Annotated in this window: 21 protein-coding genes; 11 read left to right on the top strand and 10 right to left on the bottom strand. The window is 71.4% G+C overall.

Going from position 1 to position 24,316, the window contains the following annotated elements; genetic code table 11:
* Positions 1-33 precede the first annotated feature (33 nt).
* From BJ984_RS11685 to BJ984_RS11700, 4 genes are all read right to left on the bottom strand, one after another.
* Positions 34-1,368 carry an NtaA/DmoA family FMN-dependent monooxygenase gene (locus BJ984_RS11685; protein WP_179548171.1) on the bottom strand — a complete coding sequence of 445 codons (1,335 nt, stop codon included), beginning with the start codon at positions 1,366-1,368 and terminating at the stop codon, positions 34-36.
* Positions 1,365-2,012 carry a cysteine hydrolase family protein gene (locus BJ984_RS11690; RefSeq protein ID WP_179548172.1) on the bottom strand — a complete coding sequence of 216 codons (648 nt, stop codon included), beginning with the start codon at positions 2,010-2,012 and terminating at the stop codon, positions 1,365-1,367. The genes BJ984_RS11685 and BJ984_RS11690 overlap by 4 nt, the downstream gene beginning before the upstream one ends.
* Positions 2,009-3,106, bottom strand: a complete 1,098-nt coding sequence (locus tag BJ984_RS11695; RefSeq protein WP_179548173.1) for an LLM class flavin-dependent oxidoreductase — start codon at positions 3,104-3,106, stop codon at positions 2,009-2,011. Before BJ984_RS11695 ends, BJ984_RS11690 begins: the two co-directional genes overlap by 4 nt.
* Before the next feature lie 133 nt (positions 3,107-3,239).
* Positions 3,240-3,662 carry a hypothetical protein gene (locus tag BJ984_RS11700; protein WP_218870052.1) on the bottom strand — a complete coding sequence of 141 codons (423 nt, stop codon included), beginning with the start codon at positions 3,660-3,662 and terminating at the stop codon, positions 3,240-3,242.
* Between the two features lie 221 nt (positions 3,663-3,883).
* Here BJ984_RS11700 and BJ984_RS11705 point away from each other — a divergent pair, with 221 nt between their 5' ends.
* From BJ984_RS11705 to BJ984_RS11730, 6 genes are read left to right on the top strand one after another with little or no spacing between them, the layout of a single operon-like run.
* A complete protein-coding gene (locus BJ984_RS11705; RefSeq protein ID WP_179548174.1) occupies positions 3,884-4,999 on the top strand; it encodes an ABC transporter substrate-binding protein in 1,116 nt (371 codons plus the stop codon).
* Positions 4,996-6,081, top strand: coding sequence for a zinc-binding dehydrogenase (locus BJ984_RS11710; protein WP_179548175.1), 1,086 nt, complete (start codon positions 4,996-4,998; stop codon positions 6,079-6,081). Before BJ984_RS11705 ends, BJ984_RS11710 begins: the two co-directional genes overlap by 4 nt.
* Positions 6,078-6,881, top strand: a complete 804-nt coding sequence (locus BJ984_RS11715) for an ABC transporter ATP-binding protein (RefSeq protein WP_179548176.1) — start codon at positions 6,078-6,080, stop codon at positions 6,879-6,881. The genes BJ984_RS11710 and BJ984_RS11715 overlap by 4 nt, the downstream gene beginning before the upstream one ends.
* Positions 6,878-7,693, top strand: coding sequence for an ABC transporter permease (locus tag BJ984_RS11720; protein ID WP_218870053.1), 816 nt, complete (start codon positions 6,878-6,880; stop codon positions 7,691-7,693). Before BJ984_RS11715 ends, BJ984_RS11720 begins: the two co-directional genes overlap by 4 nt.
* Before the next feature lie 9 nt (positions 7,694-7,702).
* Positions 7,703-8,731, top strand: coding sequence for a LacI family DNA-binding transcriptional regulator (locus tag BJ984_RS11725; RefSeq protein ID WP_179548177.1), 1,029 nt, complete (start codon positions 7,703-7,705; stop codon positions 8,729-8,731).
* 52 nt (positions 8,732-8,783) lie between these two features.
* On the top strand, positions 8,784-10,148 hold the full coding sequence (locus tag BJ984_RS11730) for an NtaA/DmoA family FMN-dependent monooxygenase (protein ID WP_179548178.1): 1,365 nt from the start codon (positions 8,784-8,786) through the stop codon (positions 10,146-10,148).
* Between the two features lie 4 nt (positions 10,149-10,152).
* On the opposite strand, the gene BJ984_RS11735 is transcribed toward BJ984_RS11730, so the two are convergent.
* From BJ984_RS11735 to BJ984_RS11755, 5 genes are all read right to left on the bottom strand, one after another.
* On the bottom strand, positions 10,153-11,538 hold the full coding sequence (locus BJ984_RS11735; RefSeq protein WP_179548179.1) for a hypothetical protein: 1,386 nt from the start codon (positions 11,536-11,538) through the stop codon (positions 10,153-10,155).
* An 83-nt stretch (positions 11,539-11,621) separates the two neighbouring features.
* Positions 11,622-13,364, bottom strand: a complete 1,743-nt coding sequence (locus BJ984_RS11740) for a dipeptide ABC transporter ATP-binding protein (protein WP_179548180.1) — start codon at positions 13,362-13,364, stop codon at positions 11,622-11,624.
* Complete coding sequence (locus BJ984_RS11745; RefSeq protein WP_179548181.1) at positions 13,361-14,218, bottom strand: ABC transporter permease; 858 nt, start codon at positions 14,216-14,218, stop codon at positions 13,361-13,363. The genes BJ984_RS11740 and BJ984_RS11745 overlap by 4 nt, the downstream gene beginning before the upstream one ends.
* Positions 14,215-15,306 (bottom strand): ABC transporter permease, encoded by a 1,092-nt coding sequence (locus BJ984_RS11750; RefSeq protein ID WP_179548182.1) that lies wholly within the window; start codon positions 15,304-15,306, stop codon positions 14,215-14,217. Before BJ984_RS11750 ends, BJ984_RS11745 begins: the two co-directional genes overlap by 4 nt.
* Before the next feature lie 7 nt (positions 15,307-15,313).
* On the bottom strand, positions 15,314-16,969 hold the full coding sequence (locus BJ984_RS11755) for an ABC transporter substrate-binding protein (RefSeq protein ID WP_271206585.1): 1,656 nt from the start codon (positions 16,967-16,969) through the stop codon (positions 15,314-15,316).
* A 99-nt stretch (positions 16,970-17,068) separates the two neighbouring features.
* Between BJ984_RS11755 and BJ984_RS11760 the strand changes: the two genes are divergently transcribed.
* From BJ984_RS11760 to ndk, 5 genes are all read left to right on the top strand, one after another.
* The gene (locus BJ984_RS11760) at positions 17,069-17,644 is read left to right on the top strand and encodes a TetR family transcriptional regulator (protein ID WP_179548183.1); all 576 of its coding nucleotides are present in this window, start codon (positions 17,069-17,071) and stop codon (positions 17,642-17,644) included.
* 231 nt (positions 17,645-17,875) lie between these two features.
* Positions 17,876-21,265, top strand: coding sequence for an isoleucine--tRNA ligase (locus tag BJ984_RS11765; protein ID WP_179548184.1), 3,390 nt, complete (start codon positions 17,876-17,878; stop codon positions 21,263-21,265).
* Entirely contained in the window at positions 21,258-22,733 is a 1,476-nt protein-coding gene (locus tag BJ984_RS11770) for a bifunctional folylpolyglutamate synthase/dihydrofolate synthase (RefSeq protein WP_179548185.1), read from the top strand. Before BJ984_RS11765 ends, BJ984_RS11770 begins: the two co-directional genes overlap by 8 nt.
* Positions 22,730-23,128 (top strand): DUF4233 domain-containing protein, encoded by a 399-nt coding sequence (locus BJ984_RS11775; protein WP_271206584.1) that lies wholly within the window; start codon positions 22,730-22,732, stop codon positions 23,126-23,128. Before BJ984_RS11770 ends, BJ984_RS11775 begins: the two co-directional genes overlap by 4 nt.
* Positions 23,129-23,151: 23 nt before the next feature.
* Entirely contained in the window at positions 23,152-23,574 is a 423-nt protein-coding gene (gene ndk / locus BJ984_RS11780; RefSeq protein WP_173180749.1) for a nucleoside-diphosphate kinase, read from the top strand.
* 30 nt (positions 23,575-23,604) lie between these two features.
* Here ndk and BJ984_RS11785 read toward each other — a convergent pair whose 3' ends face one another.
* On the bottom strand, positions 23,605-24,219 hold the full coding sequence (locus tag BJ984_RS11785) for a vitamin K epoxide reductase family protein (RefSeq protein WP_271206583.1): 615 nt from the start codon (positions 24,217-24,219) through the stop codon (positions 23,605-23,607).
* Positions 24,220-24,316: the final 97 nt, after the last annotated feature.

A 24,316-nucleotide genomic window follows, 5' to 3' on the forward strand; every position in this document is an offset into this window, starting at 1 on the left:
AACGCCGACCGCGTCTGTGCAGGAGGGGGCACGTCAGGGGCGGAGGTTGTCGCGCAGGGTGGGCCCGGGGTAGCGCGGGGCGAGGGCACCGCGGCGGCGGAGTTCGGGCACGAGGAGCTCGGCGAGGTCGGCGACGCCCGAGGGTGCGGCGAGGGGGCTCGCGAACATGTAGCCGCCGCGCGAACCGGTGGCGGCGAAGTTCTGCTCGAGCTCGTCGGCGATGGAGGCCGCCGTTCCGCAGAGCGTGTGGTCGAGCCCGGTCGCGTGGCGCCAGCCGTGCTCGAAGAGCTCCGCCCGTGTGAGCGACGCCGACGGGCCGAGCTCGGTGACGAGCGCCCCGACGAAGCCGCCCTGGGCGCCCTGCACGCGCTTGACCTCGTCCATCAGCTCGCCGACGGTGAAGCGCGCGGGCAGCGTCGAGAAGTCGAAGCCGACGTTGTGCGAGAGGAACGCGCCCACCGCCTCCTCGTGCCAGAACGCCGCGACCTCGTCGCGTCGAGCGGCCGCCTCGCGGGCGCTCCGCCCCACGATCGCCTGCGTCGCCCAGAGGATCCCGACCGATGCGGGGTCCCTCCCCGCGGAGACGAGCGCCGCGTCCAGCGCAGAACGGTGCCGCTGCTGACCGGCGACGCTCCCGCCGAAGCCGAAGACGAGCTCCACGAACTCCGCCGAGGTCGCGATGCCTTTCGGCGAGTTGCCTGCCTGCACGAGCACGGGTGACCCCTGCGGGCTCGGCATGCTGGCCAACGGCCCCTTCACGCGGAAGTACCGCCCGACGTGGTCGATCGCCGCGATCTGCGACGGGTCGGCGAAGCGCCCCGACGAGCGGTCGGCGATGATCGCCGAGGCCGGCACGGATGCCCAGAGCGCCCGGCAGACGGCCATGAACTCGCTCATCCGGTCGTAGCGCTCGTCGTGGTCCATCCGCTCGTCGAAGCCGTAGTTGGCGGCGTCCGCCCCGCGCGCCGACGCCACCACGTTGAAGGCGATGCGCCCGTTCGTCACGTGGTCGAGCGAGTTCAGCAGCCGGGCCACGGTGAACGGGTGCAGGAAGGTCGACGAGTAGGTCAGCCCGAAGCCGATGTGCTCGGTGACCGCGGCCATCGACGTCACGACCGGGCTCATGTCGTGGCGCGGCCACTGGATGCCCCACTCCAGAGCCGCGTCCATCGACCCGCGCCAGGTGTCGGGGATGCCGCTGCCGTCGCCGAAGAAGAGCAGGTCGACGCCGGCACGCTCGGCGGTGCGGGCGATCTCCTGGTAGATCCGCACGTCGGGGAAGCCGGCGCCGATCCAGGACCCGGGCCGCGCCCAGCGCCCCTCGGTGTGGGCGAACGACAGGTCGAAGGCGGTGTGCATCCCGGTCATGCGGCGCTCCAGAGTCGTTCGACGTCCGCGACGCTCCGCACGTCGGCGACGTTCAGCGCCATGCTGGCGAGCGCCGCATCGTGCAGCGCGACGTCATAGGCGGCGGTCGCGTCCCGGGCGATGACGACCGGCAGATCGTGCTGGGCCGCATCCGTCGCCGTCGCCTGGATGCAGCACTCGGTCGTCAGCCCCGCGACCACCAGCCACCCGGCCTGCAGCTCGTCGAGCACGCCGGCGAGGGAGGTCTGCACGAAACCGCTGTAGAACCGCTTCGGCACCCGCGCCTCACCGGGGCCCGGCGCGAGCCGCCACCATTCGGCACCCGGGCTCCCGGCCACACAGGGGAACGTGTCGGTGGGGGAGTCGGGGCTCCCGGTCTGCAGCCACGCGCTCGCCCGCCAGGGCCGCGCCGGGTCATAGGCGAGCTCGACCCAGACCACGGGCACGCCGAGCCGTCGCGCGGTCGCGACCAGCTCGCCGCACCGGGTGACGGCGGCGTCGACCGCGGCGAGGCCCGTCTCGTCGACCCCCCAGCCGGCCAGGAGCGCCGGGTCGGCGAAGTCCCGCTGCACGTCGACCATCACGAGCACCGGATGCCCGGCGGCGCGCAGCCCGGCCCCCCGCACGTCTTCGTCGCCGCTCATGCCCGCACCCCCTCGAGGTTCCGCAGCTCCGGCAGCACCGACTCCCCGAACACCGGCAGATCCGCCAGGTAGTCGGGGAAGATCAGCATCAGCCCGTCGAGCTCGGCGGTGTCCATCACGGTCGCGATGTGCTCCACGACCCTCGACGGACCGCCCGCGACGTACACGGTCTGGAAGGCCTGCTCGCCGTCGGCGCCCTCCGCCCAGGCGAGCGCCCGCTCCTCGGGCATGCCCCAGGACTTCCGCATGTTCGCGAGCGCGACCCGGTCGAGCCCGCGACCGTACTCCGTGGCCCGGGCGGTGGCGTCGGCATCCGTGTCGCCGAGCACCACCGTGAGCATCGCGTAGGTCTTGACCGAGCGCCCGAGCGAGGCCGCGCGATCGTGCACGTCGCGGGAGGAGGCCCGCATGTCCTCGAGGGTGTCGGCACCGAGGAACGCGCCGTCGGCGTACTCAGCCTGGAAGGCCCGGCCCGCCGGCGACGTCGCCGCGTTGATGATCTCGGGCCTCGTGACCGGATGCGGCCGGGACTGGCAGTCGGTGAGGGTGTAGAACTCACCGGCGTGCGTCACCGAGTCCTCGCTCCAGAGCCGCGTGACGAGGTGGGCCCACTCCGCGGTCATGCGGTAGCGCTCGTCCTTCGTCATGCCCGCGTCCCAGATGCCCATCTGCTCGAACTCGTCGGCGTAGGAGCCGTTGACGATGTTCATGCCGGCGCGGCCGTGGCTGATCTGCTGCAGGGTCGTGAAGACCTTCGCGGCGAAGGCTGGGTTCTGCATGTTCGCGTGGATCGTCGCCCACACCTTCACCCGCTCGGTGGCCTCGGCGATGCCCGCCATCATCGTCATCGACTCGATGGTCTCGCCCCAGTGGTCGGTCGAGCCGCCGAAGCCGCGCCACTTGGCCATGGCCATCACGAAGTCGAGGCCGATCTCCTCCGCGAGCCGGGCGATCTGCTTGTTGTGGTCGTAGTCGGCGGGTGGGTAGGGCGCCGTCGTCGAGACGAGCCAGCCGCCGGCCGCGTTCGGCAGGAAGACGCCGTACTCGCGGGGCGACGCGGGCGACGTGGGCGACACGGGCGGTGATGCGGACATGGTGCTCCTCCAGTTCGAGTGCGCCGGCGGACGCCGACGAACCAGGACACGGTGGGAAGCGTGCGATGCGAACCGTGGTTGCGTCGCGGAGTCCAGCCTGGTCCGAGTATAGGAACCCCGCGTTTCGGGCGGGTTACGGCCCGGACGACTCCGTCAGCGGCTCCACGTGGCCGGGGCCCTGCACGACGACGACGGTGATGCGGAGGTCGCGCGCGGCGGCGGCGAGCCAACCGCGGCGGGCCAGGAGGGTGGCGACGGTGGGGCTGACGCAGAGCACGGCGCGAGCATCCGGAACCAGGGCCTGCCGCACCCAGACCAGCTTGAACAGATCGGCCGCCACCTTGTTGCGCAGGGTGGACTTCACCGCCCCGCCGTTCAGCACGAACTGGGCCACGACGGTGCCCTCGGCGTCCATCGCCTCGACCTCGACGGCGGTGCCGTCGGCGAGGGTCAGCCGACGGGGCCTGAGGGCGGTGCCGAGGTGCTCCGCGAGGGCAGCGGCCGCCATGGCCTCCGGGCTCCCGGGGCCGTAGCGCGTGCTGTCCGTCTCGTTCATCTCACCACCCGCGATCAGGATGCCAGCGTCGCGGGCGGCGCAAAGAGTCCGTGACGAACCTTTTACACGCTCGAAATAAAACGATTTACCGCGGGGCGGGGGGTGTTGTTAGTGTGCCGAACACGCGATCGCTCACGCAGCTCCATCACGGGCACGCCGGCTCCACGAAATTCCCCCCTCAGTCAGCCGGGACCTCCCCGGCGCCTCTCGGAAGGCCTCGTATGTCACCCGCACCGCTCCTGAAGACCAAGCCCCTCGTGGCCCTCGCGGCCCTCTCCGCCTCAGCCCTCGTGCTCACCGGATGCTCGGGCTCGAGCACCGCCTCCGAACCGAGTGCCTCGACCTCGGGCGGCAGCGACCTGATCAGCGCCGAGCGCTGCGCCGAGAACGAGGCGGCCGGCCCGATCACCTTCCTCACCTCGTTCGGCTACGTCGCCTCGGCCGGTCTGCTCGACGTGATCACCGCCAAGGAACGGGGCGTATTCGAGGACCTGTGCCTCGACGTCACCCTCCAGCCCGGCTCGAACAACGCGCAGCTGGTGAGCGCCGGCACCGCCCAGTTCGCCGGGGTCGGCAGCCCCTCCGACGCGCTCGTCGCCATCGACAACGGCGCCGACATCTCGGGCGTCGCGACCTACGGCAACACCGTGGCGATCACCCTGATGACGATGACCGACGGCGGACCCGCGTCGCTCAAGGACTTCAGCGGCCTGACCGCCGGCTACAAGGGTGCGATCCCACCGCAGATCCAGGCAATGTTCCTCGCCGAGGACGTCGACCCGGCGACGATCAACTGGGTGTCGGTCGGCTACGACCCGACCATCCTGCCGAACGGACAGGTGCAGGCGCTGACGGGCTACAAGTCGAACGAGCCGCTCGCACTCAAGGCGCAGGACTACGACATCACGGAGTGGGACCCGGCCGAGTACGGCATCGAGTCGGCCTTCAACACCCAGATCGTCAACAACACCTTCAAGGAGGAGCACCCCACCGCGGTCGAGGACTTCCTGCGCGCGAGCCTGTACTCCTACGACTGGATCAACGAGTCCGACGCGAACCTCGACGAGGCCCTGTCCTACGCCGAGGCGCTCTCGGATGCCGGCTACGACCTCGAGTCGAGCCGCGCCCGCTGGGCCACCGAGGTCGGCCTGATCGACGAGAGCCAGCCCGAGGGCCTGCCGATCGGCGGCGAGACCGTCGAGCAGTGGACGCCGGAGGCCGACATGCTCGTGCAGTTCGACCTCGTCAAGGCCGAACCCGACGTCGAGGCCGCGATCGACCCGAGCTTCATCGAGGCCATCCACGACGGCACCGAGCTCATCTGGCCCGCTCCGTGAGAGCCTGGCTGCAGACGGGATTCGGGGGGCCGGAGGTGCGGCGGCTGACCGAGGTCGCCGCGCCCGCCCCGGCGGCCGACGAGGTGACGGTGCGGATGCTCGCGGTCGCCCTCAACCGTCTCGACGTGCTGCAGCGGCGGGAGCCCGTCATCCCCGGCATGACCGTGCCCCACGTAGCGGGCATGGACCTGATCGGCGAGGTCGTCGCGGCGGGGGCCGACGGCCCGGAGCTCCTCGGAGTCGTCGTGCTGATCGACCCGGTCGTCAGCTGCGGCCGGTGCGAGCTGTGCCTCGCCGAGACGCCGACGTACTGCGAGGCGTTCCAGACCATCGGCTCTACGCGCGACGGGGGGATGGCCGAACTGGTCACGGTCCCGGCGCGCAACTGCACGGTGGTGGAGGTCGCGGCCGACGACTCCGACTCGCTCGCGCGCCTCGCCGCCGTGCCGGTGGCCGGTGCGACCGCGTGGCGGGGCCTGCTGGGTGCCGGAGGGCTGCGCGCCGGGGAGACCGTCGTCATCCCCGGTGCCGGCTCCGGCCTCGGGGCGGCGGGCATCCAGATCGCCCTCGCGCACGGTGCCGAGGTGATCGCGCTGGTGTCGGGGGCCGCGAAGAAGGAGCGCGCCGAGCGAGGCGGCGGGGTGCGGGTGATCGACCGCTCGGCCACCGACGACTGGGTCGCCGAGGTGCTCGCCCTCACGGGCGGCCGCGGGGCCGACCTGGTCTGGGACCACGTCGGCGGACGCTTCCTCGGCCAGGCCCTCCGTGCCACGCGCGCCGGCGGCCGGGTCGTGCTCTCGGGCACCACCGACGGGCTCGACACCGAGCTGCACCTGCCCGACCTCTACCAGCGCGGCCGCAGCATCATCGGGCACGGCAGCTACAGCCGGGCCGACATGGCGGCGGCGGTCGCGGCGTTCGGCACCGGCCGCTTCGAGGTCGTGATCGACAGCGTGTGGCGGTTCGAGCAGCTACCCGAGGCCGAAGCCCGCCTGGAGTCGAACGACTTCTTCGGCAAGATCGTCGTGCTCGGGCCCTCGTTCTCCCCCTCCACCGCACCCGAACGGAAGGATGCCGCATGAGCGACACGACGGCGCAGATCGAACTGACCCGGGTCGGCCGCACCTACACCCGCGGCAAGAAGACCGTCGAGGCCCTCACGGGCGTCGACCTCACCATCGAGCAGGGGGAGTTCATCACCCTCTTCGGCCCGTCGGGCTGCGGCAAGTCGACGCTGCTGCGGCTGATCGCCGGGCTCGACACCCAGACCACGGGCGAGATCTCGATCTTCGGCAGCACCCCCAAGGAGGCGTCGTCGCGGAAGGACATCGCCTGGATCCCGCAGTCCTCGGCGCTCCTGCCCTGGCTCGACATCGAGTCGAACGCCTCGCTGTCGTCGGTGGTCAACACCCGTGCCGACCGCAGCGGCGCGACGACCCGACGACCCGAGGCCTCCGTCGGCATCCTCGAGGAGGTGGGGCTGGGGGACTTCCGTGCCTCTCGCCCCGACCAGCTCTCCGGGGGCATGCGGCAGCGCGCCTCGATCGCCCGCGGTTTCGCGCAGGGCGCGCCGCTGATGCTGATGGACGAGCCGTTCTCGGCACTGGACGAGCTCACCCGCGACACCCTGCGCATCCGTCTGCTGGAGCTCTGGGAGCACCACCGCAAGACGATCGTCTTCGTCACCCACTCGGCGATGGAGGCGGTGCTCTTGAGCGACCGGGTCGTGGTGATGAGCCCGCGGCCGGGCCGCATCCGCGAGGTGGTTGACATCGACCTGCCCCGGCCGCGCACCTGGGAGCTCACGGAGACGCCGGAGTTCACCGCCAAGGTCGCGCAGGTCAAACAGATCCTCTGGAGCGCCTGGGAGGGTGACGAATGACCGTCGGAATCGATCCACTGAACCCCGCGGTGGCCGTGGCGCCCGCGCGCCGCAGCCGTCGGCGGATGTCCTCGCGCACCGGAGGGGCCCTGCTCACGGTCGGCGCCCCGCTGGCCCTGTTCGTGCTGCTCGCGATCGCCTGGCAGTGGACTGCGGCGACGTTCAAGAGCGTGCTTCCGCCGATCCAGGACATCGTGACCGACATCGCGGGGCGGCCGGAGTTCTACCTCGAGAACCTCCTCGTGACGCTCGAGGCCGCGCTCCTGGGCTTCCTGATCGGCGTCGTCGTCGCGCTGCTGCTGGCCGCTGCGATCGTGCACTTCCGCTTCCTGCGCGCCGCGATCATGCCCGTGGCACTGCTGCTCAACGTCACACCGATCGTCGCGATCTCTCCCGCCCTCGTGGTGGCGTTCGGGTTCAACCAGATCCCGCACGTCATCGTCGCGGCGCTCAGCGCCTTCTTCCCGACCCTGATCAACTCGATCACCGGGCTCCGCGCGGTCGACCCGCAGGCGCTCGAGGTGTTCGACGCCATGTCGGCGTCGCGCACGGAGGTGTTCTTCCGGCTCCGGGTGCCGTCGAGCCTGCCCTACCTCTTCGCGGGGGCGCGTCTGTCGGTGGCGGCGGCCGTGATCGGTGCGGTGGTGTCGGAGTTCACCGGCTCGAGCAAGGGGATCGGTGCGGTGATCGTGATGGCGACGACCTACCTCAACCTCCCGCAGATGTGGGCGGCGATCTTCTTCTCGGCTCTCACCACGCTGGCGCTGCTCGGTCTCGTCGGGCTCCTCGAACGCCTGGTGGTGCGCTGGTAGCGTCGGCACATGAAGATCGTCCCGCCCGGCCGCGGCCCGGTCACGCTCCGAGACGTCGCCGAGCACGCGCAGGTGAGCATCGCCACCGCGAGCAACGCGTTGACGGGCGCGCGCCGGGTGGGCCCCGACTCCGTGGAGCGGGTGCTCCGCTCGGCGGCCGAGCTCGGCTACCGGCCGAACGGGGTCGCGCGGTCGCTCCGCACGGGGCTCCACCGGAGCATCGGCCTCGTCATCCCCGACGTGACGAACCCGTTCTGGGCGGGCATGGTCAGCGTGATCGAGGGGCTGGCCGACGAGTCGGGCTTCCAGCTCTCGCTCGTCAACACGGGCTTCGACGCGGGGCGTGAGTCGGCGTCGCTGACCCGGCTCGCCGGCTCGGTCGACGGCGTGCTGCTGTTCTCCACGAACCCGAGGGCGACGATGCTCGCTCCGGCTCTCGGCGGCGGCCTGCCGATCGTGGCCGTCGACGAGGGCTTCGAGCTCGAGGGCATCGGCGGGGTGTACAGCGACAACGTCGGCGGGGGACGGCTCGCCGCCGAGCATCTCGTCGACGCCGGCGGCACGGTCTTCGGCCTGCTCGCCGGCCCCGCCAGCCTCACCACGGCCGCTCAGCGCAGCGCCGGCTTCGCAGCAGGCCTGGCCGGGCGCGGGGTCGACCCCTCCCGCCTGCACCGGGTGACCGCTCCGTACTCCTTCGAGGGCGGCCGCGAGGGGGTGCGCCGGATGCTCGACCGGCACCCCGAGGTCGACGCCCTCTTCGCCTGCACCGACAACCAGGCCATCGGCGCCACCTTCGAGGCGCACGACCTCGGCCGGCTCGTCCCCGACGACCTGCTCGTCTGCGGATTCGACGACATCAGCTGGGCGTCCCGCATCACCCCGGCTCTCACCACGCTCCGCCAGGACTCCGCCGGCATGGCCCGCCGTGCGTTCGAGCAACTGGTCGAGCTCGTCACCCACGGGGGAGCGCCCGAGGTGACGGTCTTCCCCGTGTCCCTCGTGGAACGGGCGTCGACGCGCCGCGTTACGAGTGTGTAAAACGTTTTAGCGCGGCTCGCGGCGGTCCGATCCCCTCGACGATGCTGGAGGCATGGTCAAGCCCCTCTCCCTCGGCGTGTTCGAGATCCTCACCCCCTCCAACGGCGTCCCGACGTGGCGGCACCCGAACGGCCGAGGGGACCGGTACGGCAGCCCCGAGTACTGGACCGGGCTCGCGAAGACCCTCGACGACGCCGGGTTCGACTTCATCCTCTTCGCCGACAGCTACGGCTACCCGCAGATCGACGGCGACGTGCCCGAGGAGGTGCTGACGCACGGCATCCTCTTCCCGGGCTACGACCCGATGCTGCTCGTCGCCGCGCTCTCGCAGGCCGCCCCCTCGCTCGGCATCGTGGTGACCTCGTCGACCTCGCTCGAGCAGCCGTTCCCCACGGCCCGGCGCTTCGCCACCCTCGACGCCTTCACGAACGGCCACATCGGCTGGAACGTCGTCACCGGCAGCACCGCCCAGGTCACCGAGCAGCTGTTCGGCATCACCCAGTTCGACCACGACGCCCGCTACGACGTGGCCGACGAGTTCGTCGACCTCGCGCGCAGCCTGCTCGAGGACGTCTGGGACGACGACGCCTGGGTCTTCGACCGCGAGAGCAACACGCTGATCGACCCCGCGCGCATCCGCCCCGTGTCGTACCGCAGCGAGCACTTCTCCAGCCACGGGCTGTTCAAGGTGCCGCCGGGGCGTCAGCGCACGCCCGTGCTGTTCCAGGCCGGTATGTCCGGCCGCGGCCGTGACTTCGGGGCGCGCAACGCCGAGGCGATGTTCATCCAGGGCCAGACCGCCGAGCAGGCGCGCACGGCCTCGCAGGACATCCGTTCCCGGGTCGCCGCCGCCGGCCGCGACCCGCACGACCTCAAGATCATCAGCGGCGTCACGGTGACGGTGGCGCCGACCCGCGAGGAGGCGCTCGCGAAGCGCCGGGAGCTCGAGGAGCAGTTCTCGATGGACGACGCAGCGGTGCTGTTCGCGGGCTTCACCGGCATCGACCTGCGTGCCCTCGACCGCTCGATGCCGATCGAGGACATCGCCGGCACTGATCAGGGCCACACCCCGCTCGACCGGTACCGCTCGATGCCCGGCATCGAGACGGTGCAGGACGTGCTCGACGCCTTCCGGGTGCAGGAGCGCGGCTTCGTGATCACCGGCTCGCCGGCCGAGGTCGCCGAGGAGCTCATCGCCACGGCCGAGACCGCCGACCTCGACGGCTATCTGCTGGAGCCCACCTTCGGCGACTCCGGGGCCTACGAGGAGTTCATCGCGCTGGTGCTGCCCGAGCTCGAGGCCCGCGGCGCGTGGCGGCGGCCCGACCGCTCGCTCACCCTCCGTGAACGCCTCGGCTTCCCCGGCCCGCACCCGGGCTTCCGCCCCTCGACGAAGAATCTCGAGCCCGGCGCCTGAGCTCTCAGGGTGCCGTCCTCGAGGCGGACGGGCCCGGTGCGGTCGGCCTCGGCGGGGCGACGGCCGCATCGGGAACGGGTGGGATCGGGTCTGCGGCGGGCCCTCCGTCGGGTGACACGGGCGCAGCGCGCCGCGCCGTGTCGGCCGGGGCCTTCGAGGTCTCCACGACGATCGGATGCGCCTCCGCGTAGCTGTCGTGGCGGATGCCCGTGACCTGCCACGACACCTCGATGCCGGGTTTGTCGGTCTTCAGCTCGAAGCTGTTCCGCGCGACCTTCCGCGAGACGACGGCCTGGGCGAAGCCGCCGCCGATCACCGTCAGCTGGTAGCGGAAGTCGCGGTTCAGCGCCTCGAAGTAGTCGGGGAGCGTCACGGTCGCGTCGCCCTTCGCGTCGGTGGTGACGTTGCCGTTGTAGACGTTCATCATGTCGGGCGACTCGACGAACGAGTGCGAGAGCCACTTGTTGTCGGGGTCGAGCGGATGATCGATCTGGAACGAGCCGGAGGACTTCGACAGGGTTCCCGTCACACGGGCGTTCCCGGAGGCGTAGAGGGCGTAGCCGGTCGGGCTCGCGGTGGAGCCGAACAGGCCGTAGTTGTCTCCGCTGGTGCCGGTCGCACGCCCGTAGACGCCGTAGGTGGCGCCGTCGCCCCAGACACCGACGTAGGGGCTGACGCCGCGGACGCTCGCCGTACCGCCGTTCTCGGCCAACACCCCGTACTGGCCGCCGGCGGCGCGCACGGCCTGGGCCGACCCCGAGGCGTAAACGGCTGTCGTCCCGAAAGCCCGCACGCCGAACGCCGCGCCGTCGGCCTGGAGGCCCGTGTCGCCGCCGCTGAAGAAGGCGCCGTAGCCCGTTCCCTCGCCCCGCATGGCGACCGATCCGCGGGCGTAGACGCCGAGGTAGGCGCCGTCGCAGTACCCGGCGGTGTCGTCCGACTTCGCGAACACGCCGTACCCGCCCTTGGCGATACCCGAGAGCGCCCGGCCGGCCGTGGTGGTGGCGGTGCTCGTGCCCTGCACCGCGATCGTGCTCCCGACCGCGTCCAGCCGGGCCTTCGGGTCGGTGACGCCGAGCCCCAGCCGGCCGATGGCCGAGAGCCGCATCTTCTCGCTCAGGCTGGAGCCGGCGTCGTTCTTCGTCTTGAAGATCAGCGGTGCACCCGCGTTCGTCGGGCCGAGGAAGTTGTTCGTGCTGACGCCGGTGTTGCCACCGAGCGCCCACGGGGTCGTGGCGGGAGCGGCTTCGGCGGGCGGAGCACCGGCCAGGGAGAGGGCGGCGACGCCGGCCGCTGCACCGGCGAAGAGGAGGCGGCGGGGGAACCGCCGTTCGAACTCCGGCGAGACCGGATCGGTGGTGAGGGCGGTGGAGCTGGCGTTCTCAGGCATGGCGACCTCCGTGGCGGGCACGCGCACGTCGCGCGCGTTGCGCGAGAGTGTAGCGCCGGGAGGGCCCCAGGGATACGGCGGATTCAGCGGGGGCCGATGCGCGGTGCGGCGGCGAGCAGCGCCTGCGTGTACGGGTGCGCGGGGTTGTCGAAGACCGCGGATGCGCGTCCCTGCTCGAGCACGCGACCGTCCTTCATCACGGCGAGCGTGTCGCTCATGTGCTGCACGACGCCGAGGTCGTGCGAGATGAAGAGGTAGGCGACGCCGTGCTCGCGCTGCAGGCGGTCGAGCAGGTCGAGGATCTGCGCCTGGATCGAGACGTCGAGCGCCGAGACCGGCTCGTCGAGCACGATCACGCGCGGGGAGGGCGCGAGGGCGCGGGCGATCGAGACGCGCTGGCGCTGTCCACCGGAGAGCTCCAGGGGGCGGGCTCCGGCGAGCGAGGGCGAGAGACCGACGTCGTCGAGCAGTTCATCGACGGGGCGGGGGGCGGATGCTCCACGGAGCGCGTCCGCGAGGATCTGCCGCACGGTCATCCGCGGGTCGAACGACGACAGGGCGTCCTGGTAGACGGCGCCGACGAGCGGACGGCGGGAGCGGCGGTCGCGCTCGGGGCCGGGCGCCCAGGGGAGCCCGTCGAGGCGCACGGCACCCGTGTCGGGGGCGGCGAGACCGAGGGCGATCCGGGCGAGGGTGGTCTTGCCCGAGCCGGACTCGCCGACGAGGCCGAGGGTGGTGCCAGCCGGGAGCGACAGGCTCACGTCGTCGACGGCGAGCCGATCGCCGAACCGCTTCGAGACACCGGTCACCTCCAGCACTGGATCCGACGATGATGCACCCGTGGGAGCGCCGGAGACCGCCGGGTCGGGCGGCGCAGGCGGGGCGGGGCGGGCGCTCAGCGCGACGCCGCGCGGCACGCCCGTCGGCACCGCGCGCAGCAGCGCCTTCGTGTACTCGTGCCGCGGGTCGCCCAGCACCTGCGCCACCGGGCCCGACTCGACGACGCGGCCGGCGCGCATCACGAGCACGTCGTCGGCGATGCGGGAGACGACCGCGAGGTCGTGGCTGATGAAGAGCAGGCCGGTTCCGGCGTCGCGCACGCCCTCGAGCAGCGCGAGGATCTGCGCCTGCACCGTGCTGTCCAGTGCCGTCGTCGGCTCGTCGGCGATGAGGAGGCGGGGAGAGGCGGCCAGCGCCGAGGCGATCAGCGCGCGCTGACGGAGGCCGCCCGAGAGCTCGCCCGAGCGCTGGTGCACCCGCGACGCGGGGTCGGGCATCCCCACCGATTCGAGCAGCGACAGCACCCGTGCGCGCCGCTCCGCCGCAGAGAGCGGCGTGTGCAGCCGCAGCGCGTCGCCGATCTCGCGCCCGATCGGCCGCAGCGGGTCCAGCGACACCAGCGCGTCCTGCACCACCAGCCCGATCGCCCGCCCACGCAGCTTCCGCCAGGCGGCGGCCGAGAGGCCCCGGGCGATCCCGTCCGCTCCGACGGGTCCGAGAACGGATGCTCCGACCACCTCCAGCGCCGACGCCGACGTCCACGCCCCGGCACCCGCCAGCCCCACCAGCGAGCGCGCGGTCACCGACTTGCCCGACCCCGACTCGCCCACGATCGCGAGAGACCGCCCCGCCCGGAGCGTGAACGACACCCCGTCCACGACCGCAGGACCGCGCCGAGCGCCCCTCCCGCCGAAGCCGACGCGCAGCTCCTCGACCCGCAGCAGCTCCTCGACCCGCAGCAGCTCCTCGCCCGCCGAGCCGCCGATCGAGTCGCCGATCGCGTCGCCCGTCGAGCCGCCCGTCGAGTCACCCACCGTCCCGCTCATCGCGCCCCCCGCTTCTGCAGTGCCCGCCCCAGCACGGTCGTCGCGGCGGCCGCCAGCACGATCGCGAGCCCGGGGAAGAACGTCAGCCACCACGCCGTCGCCAGGTAGTTCTTGCCGGCGTAGAGCATCGCGCCCCACTCCGCGGCGGGCGGCTCGGCGCCGAGCCCGAGGTAGCTGAGCGCCGCGGCCCACACGATCGCCTGGCCGACGCCGAGCGTCACCAGCACGAACACGGGCAGCACGGCGTTCGGCAGGATGTGCTGCACCAGGATGCGCCCCCGCGACCGTCCGAGCACCACCGCCGCCTCCACGTACGGCGAGGTCGCCACCGACCGCGCCTGCGCCCGGATGATCCGCGCGTACCCCGGCGCCGTCGCCAGCCCCACCGCGATCGTCGAGGTCACGATGCCCGGTCCGTAGACCGTGATGACGAGCAGCGCCAGCAGCAGCCCGGGGAACGCGAACAGCACCTCGAGCAACCGGTTCACGCCGAAGTCGACGACCCGGCCGCCGAGCGCGGCGGCGAGCCCCAGCACGAGTGCGAGCGAGATGCCGATCGCCGTGGCGGCGACGCCGATCACGAGCGAGGTGCCGGCGCCGTGTACGACGCGGGTGTAGATGTCCCGGCCCGATTCATCGGTGCCGAGCGGATGCCCCCACCGCGGCGACAGGAACGCGTCCACAGGGGCGATCGCGAACGGGTCTCCCGGCGCGAGCACCGCGGGCGCCACGGCCGCGAGGAGCAGCAGCACGAGCACGGCGACGGCGACCCACTGGGCGGGACCGAGCATCCGTCGGCCCCGTCGGGCGGCCGTCGCGACGGCGGCCACCGTCGACACGGGAGGGAGGCTCATGCGCGCACCCCTTCAGCAGAGGCCGGCCGCGAGGACGACGGCCGCGACGAGCGGGAGGGCCGCGAGGCGGCCAGCCGCGGGTCGGCGATCCGCGACACCACGTCGGTCAGCAGCGTCATCACCACGTACCCCACCGCGACGACGAGCACCACGCCGATCACGAGCGGCACGTCGCGCAGCTGCACGGCGTTCAGCAGCGTGCGCCCGAGCCCGGGCCGCGCGAAGATCGTCTCGACCACGACGGCGCCCGAGATCAGCCAGCCGAACGCCCAGCCCGAGAGCGCGATGCCGGGAAGGGCGCCGTGCCGCAGCACGTGCCGCCAGCGCACCCCGGCCTCGCTCTCGCCGCGGGCGCGGGCCGAGAGCACGAACGGCGCCTCAAGGGCGTCGAGCACCGACTCGCGCATCACCTGCCCGAGGAAGCCGGCGAGCGGCAGCGCGAGGGTCAGCACCGGGAGCACGAGCCCGGCGGGCCCGTCGGTGCTGACCGCGGGGAACCAGCGCAGCGTCGTGCTGAACACGAGCACCAGCACGGTCGCCAGCCAGAAGTGCGGCACCGCGGCGGCGACGATCTCGAGGCCGGATCCGACGGCGGCGGCGAGCCGGCCCCCACGGGTCGACCACACGGCGAGCCCGAGCGCGAGCAGCCAGGCGACCGTCAGTGCCAGCACGGCGAGCAGCAGGGTGCCGCCGATCTGGCTGCCGATGATCGAGGCGACCGACTGCCGCTGCGAGTACGAGGAGCCGAGGTCGCCGGTGACGAGGCGGCCTAGGTATCGGAGGTACTGCATCCAGATCGGCTGGTCGAAGCCGTACTCCGAGCGCACGGCGGCCAGCGCCTCGGCGCTCGCCTGCGACCCCGGCCCGCCGAGCACGGCCTGCGCCGGGTCGCCCGGGATCAGCCGGAGACCGAAGAACGTCAGCGTCGCCGCCGCCCAGAGCACGAACACGGCCCCGCCGAGAGCCGCGGCGACGCGCAGCACCCGGCTCCGCAGAAGACCCGAGCGCGGTCGACCCGGACCGCCCGGCACCCGGCCATCGAGCGGGCCGCCGGAGGGGCGGCGCCCGCCGAGGGCCGAGCCGCGCATCCGCCCGCTACTCACTCACCCAGGTGTCGCCGAAGTACGGGATCTGCAGCGTCGGCAGCAGCGACAGCCCCTGCACCCGGTCGCCGTAGCCGATCTTCTGCAGGTGGTCGTACAGGGGCAGCACGTACGCCCCGTCGGCCAGCAGCTCCTGCGCCTTCTCGTACAGGGCGGCCCGTTCGTCGGGGTCGGTGGTCTGCCCCGCCGCGGTCACGGCGTCGTCGAGCTCGGGGATCGACACGTGCGCGTTGTTCGGGTGGTACCCACTCGGTGCCGGGATGATGTTCTCCGAGTCGTACAGGATGCGCAGCACGTCGGGCGAGTTCTTCGTGTAGATCGCGCTGGTGAGGTCGAAGTCCCAGGAGCCGAGCGCGGCGTACCAGCTCGACAGGTCCATCGGGTGCAGTTCGACGTCGAAGCCGACCGCCTTGGTGGTGGCCTGGATCTGTTCGAACAGCGACACCTCGGCCGGGATCGACTGGTTCGTCGAGACGGGGAAGTCGACGGTCAGCCGCTCGCCGTCCTTGGTGCGGTAGCCCTCGGAGTCGCGCGACATCCAGCCGGCCTCGTCGAGCAGCTGGTTCGCCTTGTCGGCGTCGATGGCGTAGTCGTCCTCGAACGAGGCGCCGAACGGCGTCGACGACGACAGCACCGAGTACGAGCGCTCGACGGTGCCGAAGAACAGGCTCTGGATGCCCGGGTTCACGTCGGCCGCGGCGATGAAGGCCTTGCGCACCAACTCGTCGTCGAAGGGCGCGTAGCCCGAGTTCAGCTCGAGCCGGATCGAGGCACCGGGCAGCGCGCCGGTGAGCACGTCGAGCCCGCTGCCGTCGGCGGTCGCGGCCACGACGTTGTCGGGCTGCATCTCGTCGATCGCGTCGACCTCGCCCGACTGCAGCGCGGCGAAGCGGGTGGCCGGGTCGGGGATGAAGCGCCATTCGATCGTGTCGAGGTAGGCCGGCCCCTCGTGGGTCGCGCCCGCAGGCGCCGAGGTCCAGTCGTCGTTGCGGGTCAAGGTCACGTGGTCCTGCTTGACCCACTCCGAGAAGACGAACGGGCCGGTGCCGATGGGCGCCTCGCAGTTGGCTTCCATGCCGCGCTCGAGGCCGGCGGGCGACTCCATCGCGAGCCAGGTCTGGGCGAGCGACTCGAGCAGCGCGCTGTCGGGCTCGCTCAGCACGAAGCGGGCGACGGTGGGGGAGACGACATCGACCGAGGAGACCTTGCCGAGCGCGAGGATCGCGGTCGAGGAGGCGGTCTCCGGATCCTTCATGTGCTCGACGTTGGCCTTGACGGCCTCGGCGTCCATGGGCGTGCCGTCGGTGAACGCGATGCCGTCGCGGAGGGTCACGTCCCAGCTCAGTCCGTCGTCGGCCGCGACGCCCGACTCGGCGAGCCAGGGGACGATGGCGCCGGTCTCGTCCTGCGAGAAGAGCGACTCGAGCACGTTGGTGCCGACGAGCGCCTGCGGCATGTTGCCGCCAACGTGCGGGTCGAGGCAGGTGGGCTCGCCGAAACCGGTCGCGTAGGTGAGGGTGCCGCCGGCGACCGGGGTGGCGGGGGTGTCCGACGGGCCGGCGTCGGCCGAGCATCCGGCGAGCAGCAGGGCGGAGGCGGTGGCCAGCCCGGCGAGCGAGAGGGCGAGGGAGCGGTGACGCAGAGGCACGACGGAGCCGTTCTGTATGGGATGGTGGGAGGGCGATCTGCTGTGATCGTCACCCAGTCTAATTCTTGTACGCGATCTATTTATTCCCCGGGAGCGAGAATGGCCGGTCGGCCGAGGGCGTCGTCGGAGCGGATGCTCGAGGAGGCCGCCTCCGAGCTCTTCCTCGAGCAGGGCTACGCGAAGACCACCATCGAGCAGATCACGCGCCGCGCCGGGGTCAGCCGCAACACCTTCTTCAACTACTTCCCCGGCAAGGCCGACCTCCTCTGGGTCGAGCTCGACGCGAGCCGGGCGGTGCTGACGGATGCTCTCGCCGCAGCCCCCGCGACCACCGACCCCCTGGCCGCCGTCGAGGCGGCCCTCGCCACGACGGCCGCCGCCCTCACCCCCGGCCGAGCGCCGCTCGCGCTGACCCAGTGGGAGGTGATGGGCATCGACGAGGAGCTGAAGGCCGCCGGACTCGCCCGTGCGCTCGCCCACGCCGGAGTCGTCGAGGCCTTCCTCCTCGGCCGCGGCCTCGACGCCCTGACCGCGCGGGGGATCGCCCTGGCGGTGGTCGGCGCGGCGTCGGCCGCCGTGGGTCGGTGGGCCGCCGACGGACCGGAGCGCGCACCGCTCGAGACGTATCTGCAGAAGGTCGTGCATCCTGTGCTCTCGGGCTTCGGCATCGGTTAGAATCGCCTACTGAACGACTGTGAACCGGCCATCACCGGGGAGTCTTCGGAAGAACGGCGGCCGGGCGACCGGAGGCCAAGTAGAACCGAACGGGTCGGGCCCGTCACAGCCTAAGAACGAGCGGCCATCCGGGGCGAACGCACCGGGCGGCAAGCGAGGTGGTACCACGGCGGGTGAGAGCCCACCGTCCTCGTGGAACAGGCAGCACCGATCAGGCCGTCCAGGAGAACCATGACGTACCCCAAAGACTCCGACGAGTTCAGCTCCGTCGTCCCGTCGCCGAGCTTCCCCGAGGTGGAGGAGGGCGTGCTCGCCTTCTGGAAGGGCGACGACACCTTCCCCGACTCGATCGCGAACCGCGAGGGCGGCGCGGAGTGGGTCTTCTACGACGGCCCCCCGTTCGCCAACGGCCTGCCCCACTACGGGCACCTGCTCACCGGCTACGCCAAGGACGTGTTCCCGCGCTTCCAGACCATGCGGGGCAAGAAGGTCGACCGCCGCTTCGGCTGGGACACCCACGGCCTGCCCGCCGAGCTCGAGGCGATGAAGCAGCTCGGTATCACCGAGAAGAGCCAGATCGAGGAGATGGGCGTCGAGGTCTTCAACGCCGCTTCCCGCAAGTCGGTGCTGAAGTACACCGACGAGTGGCGCGCCTACGTCACCCGCCAGGCCCGCTGGGTCGATTTCGACAACGACTACAAGACGCTCGACACCACGTTCATGGAGAGCGTGCTCTGGGCCTTCAAGCAGCTGCACACGAAGGGCCTCGCCTACGAGGGCTACCGCGTGCTGCCGTACTGCTGGAAGGACGAGACCCCGCTCTCGAACCACGAGCTGCGGATGGACGACGACGTCTACCAGATGCGCCAGGACCAGACGGTCACGGTCACCTTCCCGCTCGTCGGCTCGCGCGCCGAGGCGCTCGGCCTCACCGCCGTGCGAGCCCTGGCCTGGACGACCACGCCCTGGACGCTGCCCACCAACATGGCGCTCGCGGTCGGCCCCGACATCGACTACGCCGTGGTGCCCGCCGGTCCGAACGGAACCGCGGATGCAGAGGTCGCTGGGCGCGCTGCAGCTGAAAGTGACGATCCGGTGGATCGTCACCGCGACGCCAGCGCCGACGAAGCTGTGCTTCGTCGGTCGTCGACGTTGACCGTGCTGGGTTCCGACTACCTCCTCGCGAGCGACCTGGTCGGCAACTACGCCAAGGAGCTCGGCTACGACTCGGCCGACGAGGCCCGCGCATCCGTCACCCGCACCCTGAAGGGCCGCGAGCTCGAGGGCGTCGCCTACGCGCGGCTCTGGGACTACTACGCCGACACCGAGAAGTGGGGCACCCAGAACGCCTGGCAGATCCTCGTCGCCGACTACGTCTCGACCACCGACGGCACCGGCATCGTGCACCAGGCCCCCGCCTACGGCGAGGAGGACCAGAAGGTCTGCGAGGCGGCCGGCATCCCCGTGATCATCTCGGTCGACGACGGCGGGCGCTTCCTCTCGACCGTCTCCGACGTGGCCGGGCAGCACGTGTTCGAGGCGAACAAGCCGCTCACGCAGCTGCTGAAGGCCGAGGGCAGGCTGATGCGCCAGGCGAGCTACGAGCACAGCTACCCGCACTGCTGGCGCTGCCGCAACCCACTGATCTACAAAGCGGTGTCGAGCTGGTTCGTGCGCGTCACGAGCATCCGCGACCGCATGGAGGAGCTCAACCAGCAGATCGACTGGGTGCCCGAGAACGTCAAGGACGGGCAGTTCGGCAAGTGGCTCTCCGGCGCCCGCGACTGGTCGATCTCGCGCAACCGCTACTGGGGCTCGCCCATCCCGGTGTGGAAGAGCGACGACCCCGAGTACCCGCGGGTCGACGTGTACGGCTCGCTGGCCGAGCTCGAGGCCGACTTCGGCACGCTGCCGCTGAACCGCGACGGCGAGCCCGACCTCCACCGCCCGTTCATCGACGACCTCACCCGGCCGAACCCCGACGACCCCACCGGGCGCTCCACCATGCGCCGCATCCCCGACGTCTTCGACGTCTGGTTCGACTCGGGCTCGATGCCGTTCGCCCAGGTGCACTACCCGTTCGAGAACCAGGACTGGTTCCGCACCCACAGCCCCGCCGACTTCATCGTCGAGTACATCGGGCAGACCCGCGGCTGGTTCTACGTGATGCACGTGCTGTCGACCGCGCTGTTCGACCGGCCGGCCTTCCGCAACGTGATCAGCCACGGCATCGTGCTCGGCTCCGACGGGCAGAAGATGTCGAAGTCGCTGCGCAACTACCCCGACGTCTCCGAGGTCTTCGACCGCGACGGCTCGGATGCGATGCGCTGGTTCCTGATGTCGAGCTCGGTGCTGCGCGGGGGCAACCTCGTCGTCACCGAGGAGGGCATCCGCCAGGGTGTGCGCGAGCTGCTGCTGCCGCTCTGGAGCACCTATTACTTCTTCACGTTGTACGCCAACAGTGCGTCGGAGGGCGGCTACGAGGCGCAGTGGCGCACCGACTCGAGCGACGTGCTCGATCGGTACCTGCTCGCCAAGACGCGCGAGCTCGTGCAGTCGGTGACCGCCGACCTCGAGGCGCTTGATGCGACCGTCGCCTCGGCCAAGCTCCGTGACTTCGCCGACGTGCTGACCAACTGGTACGTGCGCCGCTCGCGCGACCGCTTCTGGTCGGGCGACGACCACGCCGCGTTCGACACGCTCTTCACCGTGCTCGAGACCGTCACCCGGGTGGCCGCCCCGCTCATCCCGCTGGTCGCCGAGGCGATGTGGAAGGGCCTCACCGGCGGACGCAGCGTGCACCTGACGGACTGGCCCGACGAGAACGACTTCCCGGCCGACGCCGGCCTGGTGCACACGATGGACACGGTGCGCGCCATCTCGTCGACCGTGCTGTCGCTCCGCAAGCAGAACGGGCTGCGCGTGCGCCTCCCGCTCGCCGGGCTCACCATCGTCACCGACGACGCGTCGAACCTGGAGCAGTTCGAGGCGATCCTGCGCGACGAGCTGAACGTGAAGAGCGTGAGCTTCGTCGACCAGCACGCCACGAGCGCCGCCGAGTTCGGCATCACCTCGCGCCTCACGGTGAACGCCCGGGTCGCCGGCCCGCGCCTCGGCAAGAGCGTGCAGCAGGCCATCAAGGGTGCCCGTTCGGGCGACTGGAACGAGGCCAACGGCGTCGTGAACGCCGGCGGCATCGACCTGCTCGAGGGCGAGTACGAGCTCGTGCTCGAGGCCGCGGCCGACTCGGCCGAGGGGGAGTCGGGGCAGAGCACCGCGCTCGCGCTCCTGCCCGCCGGCGGCTTCGTTCTGCTCGACACCACGCTCACCCCCGCGCTGGAGGCCGAGGGCCTCGCCCGCGACGTCATCCGCGCGGTGCAGAGCCAGCGCAAGTCGAGCAACCTGCTCGTGACCGACCGCATCCGGCTCACGCTGAAGCTCGACGACGAGTCGCGCACCAGCTTCGCCGAGTATCCCGAGCTGCTCGAGCTGGTCGGCCGCGAGGTGCTGGCTGCCGGCGTGCCCGTGCTGACGGAGATCTCGGAGGAGGAGCGGGTCAAGCCCGTCCCGGTGGGCTCGTCCGGCCGGGTGTCGATCGAATTGGAGAACGCCCTTGTCTGACAACTTCTTCGGCGGCGACTTCGGCCCGCCCGCCGACGACCCCGACGAGAACGAGGTGGAGGCGGGCGTCTCGCCCGGCGACGACTTCGACCGTGTCGGCCTCGACGCGCCCGACGAGTACGTCGAGCAGGGCGACGCCGTGTACGAGGCGCTGCTCTCGCGCCTCGGGGAGGCGCAGCCCCAGCCTCGGCTCTCGGCCACGCGGCGGGTGGTGGAGCTGCTCGGCGATCCGCATCACGCGTACCCGATCATCCACATCACCGGCACCAACGGCAAGACCTCGACCAGCCGCATGACCGAGAGCCTGCTGCGCGCACTCGGTCTTCGCACCGGCCTCTTCACGAGCCCGCACCTCGAGCGCCTGAACGAGCGCATCATGATCGACGGCGTGCCCATCACGAACGAGGCGCTGGCGTCGAACTGGGGCGACATCGAGCCCTTCCTGGAGCTCGTCGACAGCGAGCTGGAGGCCGCGGGGGAGCCGCACCTGACCTTCTTCGAGGCCCTCTCGGTGCTCGCCTTCGCCTCGTTCGCCGAGGCGCCGGTCGACGTGGCCGTGATCGAGGTCGGCATGGGCGGCGAGTGGGACTCCACGAACGTCGGCGACGGCCAGGTCGCCGTGATCACGCCGATCTCGCTCGACCACACCAACCGGCTCGGCTCGACCGTCGCCGAGATCGCGCGCACCAAGGCCGGCATCATCAAGCCCTCGGCGCAGGTCGTCACGGCGGCCCAGCCGCCCGAGGCGCTGGCCGAGCTCCAGCGCGCCGCCGAGCTCTCCGAGGCGACCTTCGCCGTCGAGGGCACGGCTTTCCGGATGCTCGACTCCACGGTCGCGGTCGGGGGGCAGCTCGTCACGATCCAGGGCCTCGCCGGCACCTACCGCGACGTCTTCCTGCCGCTCTACGGAACGCACCAGGGCCACAACGCCGCCGTCGCCATCGCGGCGGTGGAGTCGTTCCTCGGGGGCGGAACCCAGGCCCTCGCCGACGACGTGGTGACCGAGGGGCTCGCCACGGCGACCTCGCCCGGCCGCCTGCAGCTCGTCGGCACCGAGCCCACCGTGCTCGTCGACGCCGCGCACAACCCCGGCGGCGCCGAGGCGCTGGCCACCGCCGTGGGGGAGTACTTCACCTTCGACAAGGTGGTCGCCGTCGTCGGCATCCTGGCCGACAAGGACGTGGCCGGCATCATCCGCGCCCTCGACCCCGTGGTGTCGGAGTTCGTCGTCACGACGAGCTCCTCCGAGCGGGCGATCGACCCCGACGAGCTCGCCTCGGTGGTCGTCGGCATCGCCGGCGCCGACCGGGTGCTCGTCGAGCCGTCGCTGGAGGAGGCGCTCGAGCAGGCGCGGGAGTCGGCCGGCGAGACCGAGAAGGGGGCCGTGCTCGTCACGGGCTCGATCACCCTCGTCGGAGAGGTCATCACGCTGGCCGCCCGCGAGGGCTGGAAGGGCGAGACCGAGTGAGGGGAGCATCCGTTCGCCAGAGCCTCGCCTCGATCGTGCTCGGCTTCGAGTCGATCGTGATGTTCTTCGCGGCGCTGGTGATCTTCGGGCTGAAGGCGCTGCCGGCGCCCGCGGCCCTGATCGGCGGCGCGGTGCTCTGCCTGCTGCTCGTCGTGAACGTCGCGCTGCTGCGCTTCCGCTGGGGCTACTGGCTCGGCTGGGCGCTGCAGGCCGTGATCGTGGCGGCGTGCTTCCTCGTGCCCTCGCTCGCGATCGTCGCGGCGATCTTCATCGGCCTGTGGATCTACTGCATGGTCAAGGGCGCCCAGATCGACCGCCAGCGCGCCGCCTGGCGGGCCGCGCAGGAGGCCGAGGAGGGCGACGGGCAGGGCGGCTCCCCGGCGGCGGCCGTCTAGTTTCGTTCGCTAGGGTTTAGGGCATGACCACCTACGTCGAAGAAACCCTCGTCCTCGTCAAGCCCGACGGCGTGGCCCGCAACCTCACCGGCGAGATCCTGCGCCGCATCGAGGCGAAGGGCTACCAGCTCGTCGACATCAAGCTGATCGAGCCCGACCGGGAGCTCCTGGCGTCGCACTACGAGGAGCACCAGGGCAAGCCGTTCTACGAGCCCCTGGTCGAGTTCATGGAGTCGGGCCCGATCGTGGCCCTGCGCATCACGGGCAACCGTGTGATCGAGGGCTTCCGATCGCTGGCCGGCACCACCGACCCCACCACGGCCGCGCCCGGCACCATCCGCGGCGACCTCGCCCGCGACTGGGGCCTCGCCGTGCAGCAGAACCTCGTGCACGGCAGCGACTCGCCCGAGTCGGCGCAGCGCGAGCTCGCCCTCTGGTTCGGCTGAGCCCGGCCGCTCGGCCGAGCCGCTTCTCGGCTAGAGCGTGCGGAGGATCGTGGTGAGGGCGTCCAGCCTCAGCTGCGCCAGCACCACGATCACCAGGTAGCTCAGCAGCACCAGCGTCCACACCCAGGGGTAGACGAGCGCCGCGATCTCGCGGCTGCCGCGCCCGTTGCCGAAGTGGCCCTGCTTCACGTTGTACGCCGTGACGTACCAGAACATCGGGATGACAACGGCCCAGACGAGCATGCAGTAGGGGCAGAGGGTGCCGAGCACGAAGATGCTCACGCTCATCAGCCACACGATGAACGCCACGGCGCCCACGAAGCCGAGGTTGAACAGCACCCAGAACCACTTCGCGAAGCGCGCCCCGGCCAGGATGGCCATGCCCACCACGATCGGCGCGATGAACGCCGCGACGCCGATGATCGGGTTCGGGAAGCCGAACACCGAGCCCTGCGAGCTCGCCATGTTGGGCCCGCAGGTGACGAGCGGCGAGATGTTGCAGCTCGGGACGTAGTCGGGGTTGATCAGCGTCTGGATCTTCTCGAGCGTCAGATCGAACGAGGCGTACCAGCCCAGGAGGCCCGCCACGATGAGCAGAACGGCGAGGCCGATCGGGCGGCGGTATTCAGCTGTTTCGGCAGGCACCCGGCCAGTATCGCAGAGCGCGTTCGCGAGCATTCTGGGAATGCGTGCGATAATCGACGGAGGTTTCGGTGATCGTCAGCGAAACCGCCAACGAAGG

It is taken from the genome of Herbiconiux flava (genome assembly GCF_013409865.1).
In the GTDB taxonomy this organism is placed as follows: Bacteria; Actinomycetota; Actinomycetes; order Actinomycetales; family Microbacteriaceae; genus Herbiconiux; species Herbiconiux flava.